This is a genomic window from Geminocystis sp. CENA526, from assembly GCF_050753365.1.
Taxonomy (GTDB): Bacteria; Cyanobacteriota; Cyanobacteriia; order Cyanobacteriales; family Cyanobacteriaceae; genus Geminocystis.
In genome coordinates, this window is record NZ_JBLZFY010000195.1 from 1 (window position 1) to 3638 (window position 3638).

At 38.3% G+C, this 3638-nt stretch carries 2 protein-coding genes; both read right to left on the reverse strand.

Annotated features, from left to right (window positions below):
- Positions 1 to 91: 91 nt before the first annotated feature.
- A complete protein-coding gene (locus ACN4EE_RS22415; protein WP_431708737.1) occupies positions 92 to 709 on the reverse strand; it encodes a hypothetical protein in 618 nt (205 codons plus the stop codon).
- Between the two features lie 241 nt (positions 710 to 950).
- On the reverse strand, positions 951 to 3638 hold a 2688-nt coding region (locus ACN4EE_RS22420), incomplete at its 5' end, for an ATP-binding protein (protein ID WP_431708738.1).

The following is a 3638-nucleotide window of genomic DNA, read 5'->3' on the forward strand; positions in this document are numbered from 1 at the left end:
CGCTTTGCAATAAATTGACAAAGCTAATAGCAAAAGTCTGCTAAAGCGACTAACAGAAATGCAATTTTCGTTGTACTTTGAAACAACTCCCCTAAGATGAAGGTGGTTTAACTCCCATATCAGCTAAGTATTTGTGATATTCCTCTTGTTGTTCAGCTTCGGAAAGATAAAGTAAGCCCGTATTTTGAGCGAGAAATTCCCTCAAGGTTAAAACTTGTTGCGTTGCTTCGGGTTGAGTTTGAGGGGTTGGTTCATATTCAGGTTGAGGAGATGATTGATATGTAGTAGGAAAATCAGGTTTAGGTGGTTGATTTCCTGTATCTCTACGATAATCATCGTCATTGTAATAGTAATAATAAATGTCTATGTTATGATGTTTTTCGTTGATATGTTCTAGGTGGAAGTAATAATCATAACTATTGTATGAAACTGAAACGTGTGGAAACTCCATAACTTCTGGTTGAATCATCTGACGGATATTTGCTATTGTAGTAGTTTTTTCGACAGGTTCATAACTATCCCACTTTTCAACTGCATATCTAGCTATCTCAATAGCTTCTTTTAAAACAGTTTTATTTGGCCATCCCTCACGTCCATCTGTACTTTTCCAAGGGAGATAGTTAATCCCAAAATTATCTAAATGTTTTAAAGTGTTTTGTAGTATATAAACAATCCCATGAGGATAATTTGTTAGTAATGTCTGTGACATACTAAAATAATAACCATTATTTATAGCTCCTAAAAAACTATGTCTGTAGAACCTTTTCCTGTCGAAATATATTCTAACAGGAGCAATAAATATTACCAATCCCAATGTGGGTATTATGCCGATAGAAACACTCAATATTATACTCAAGACTCTATCATAAGAAAAATAAGGTTTTTGCTGAATTTTTTTTTTCTTTTCCCCGTCCCAAAGTAATACTGCACCCATGGTTTTAAACTCCTTTTTAACTAATAAAACATTTAAACAAATATGTATATTTCTCTTTTGCCTCAGTTCCCAAACATATTCCTTTACATCGAAACCACATCTCTTTGGTATAACACCAAGCCAAATCTAGCTCCTTTTCTTCTTGAATATTCGTAATTTCCAGAATAACTTGAGCTAAACTGTTAAAAGCCTCATTTATTTCTTCATTCTTTTTAGCCTGACGAAGATAATCCAATGCTTTTTTAAATCGTTCTTTTCCTACCTCTGCTAAGTGCAAAATTTGCTCTCGATACTGACATTCATAATCGCAAAGGGAACAGTTAACCTTTTCTTTGGCAATTATCGAACTCCGTTGCATATATTCTAATACTTCTTCATCGGATTTATGGGGGCTTAATTGATCCCCAAAACCTTCCCAAAGGTTCTCAATCCCCGACTTATCCTCATAACTTGGGGGTGGTTTATCTTTATATACGGGTATATCAATAAAAGTTGCTTTTTGCAACCCCGTATAAAATACTGCCGCCCTTCCCGTCTCGCATTTGCCCAAAAAGTCCCGTTGTTCCTCACTCATAATCATGGCATTAGCAATGGCTTCCCTGTCTTGAGCATCCCGTAATTGGTGAGCAATTTGCACATTAGTATTGCGCATGGCATCCCGTGCCAACTTTTCAGGGGATTGATCGGCAATAATCAACCCTTCTCCATAAGCCCGTACCTCTGCTAACATATTACAAAAAGCCTGAACGGATTTAGCTTTCACATCAGACTGATTTTCGTTACCACTACTCACGGAATCCACATTGGCTAAAACATTGTGAGCCTCTTCCACAAGGGTAATATGGGTTAAATCTTTACTCGGATGCAATTCTCGATATTCTCGCAACAACGTCAAAAAGAACATCATCACCAAAGATTTATCCTGCTCATTGAGATCGTTCAATTCCAAAATCACGGGATATTGAAATAAATCAGAAGCATTCGGATTAGAAAGACGACTACTAAACATTTTCCCCTTACTCCCCATTAATAAAGGCTTTACTCGTCCTTTAATGGCCGCTTCCACATTACTTTTAACCTCTCCTTGATAACCCCTTGATTCTATAATTTCCTCCACTACTTTATAAAAATCTTCCATAGTGGGAAATAGACGAGGTTCATCTTCTCGATTTCTACCTCGATCGATCAATCGCCAACCATATTGCTGATAAACCACTTCTAAGGCTTCAGAAATAACCGAAGGTAAAGGGCCAACGGGAGGTAAAGCGCCTTCAAAACAAGTCTGTAAATGGGCTAAATGAGACTCTACTCTAACTCCGGGGATCAACTCAAAGGGATTAAACCGCAAAGGGGATACTGTTTCATTGCCGAGGGTATAAATCAACAATTTATTGCGAAAAATATCAACATTGCGTAAACCTCGATACTCTTTTTTTGCCGACTCAATTACTAAGAAGGGAATCTGAAACTTACGCCAAAACTGATCTAGTAGGTATAAACAGGTGTTACTTTTACCACTGCCCGTAAATCCCGTAATTAAAGCGTGTTTAGTAAAGGAATTTTTGGACACATAAGCTCTTCCTCCCACATGAAAACGCCCCAAATCGATCGCATTATCAGGAATCTGCTCACTTCTTTCCCCCGGATGAAAGTCTGGAGGACGTTGCTTAACAGGTATCCCCGGTACACCTCCTTGCACGGAAACAGGAAAACGAAAGGCACAAGCCGCTCCTCGTCCATCCATCAAATAACGTAAACGTCGCAGAGAGGGGTGAGGAACTTTTTTTTCGTTCTGCTCTACATGACGAGACATACTCAAAAAAGGAGTAAAATCAAGATAATGACAGGCTTTTGTTATATAACTGTAGTAATCTGGAGAAGAATGAACATAAGAGAGAACTTTAGCCCCAGATGCAATGGGTTCACTTTCTCCTAAAGGTGAATCATAAGTTTGCTCTTCCCTGATGGTAGAAGCAATAGCAACAGCTACTTGTTGAGCGGCGGCTGGATCGTTAGAAAAACAGAAGATTGTGCTTAAAAAAGGATGATTTAACCGCCGTAAATTAGCCGCATAAAGCCTCGATTCCCAACGTAACTGAGGATCGGTTTTATTTTGGGAAGCATCCGTGGGCATCCCTTGAACGGAAATACTTCTAGTTTGCTGTTGTGCCAAACTTTCTGCTTGTCGAGCAATTTCCGCTATCAAATTTTGTTCTGTGGGATTAAGTTGAGTGGGAGTTAACAAGATGCAGACACTAACGGAAGAATTTTGAGAAGCGAGAGCATTAAAGGGTACTAAAAACGTTCCTCCTGCACCCCACCAAGGGCGAATCCCGTAAATTTGGCGTTGTTTTTCCTGCTTCATGTAAACAAACTCTCTGGGAATTGAAAATTCCATCTGTTTAGAAGAATTTGTTTCTCCTTTAACGGGGGTATCTAATCTTATGGAAGTTGCTACTTCCTCCTGACACACTTCAAAACAATAGCCATAGTTAGAATTTTGTGCCAAATATTCTAATTCTTTCTGATTGAGGGGTTTACTCTCAAAACCGAAAGATTCTAACATTCTTTCTAAATCACTGAGAAGAATATTGGCTTGGTTAATACTTTGGGGATTATTATAGGTAGTATGAAGTCGCCCTAACAAATAAACATAAATACGTTTATGAGTCTCATGGAGGTTAAATCTCAGAGAATAAGTAAC

Coding starts and splice junctions, on each gene's coding strand:
- ACN4EE_RS22415 (WP_431708737.1), bottom strand. CDS start 709: ATGTCACAGACATTACTAACAAATTATCCTCATGGGATTGTTTATATA.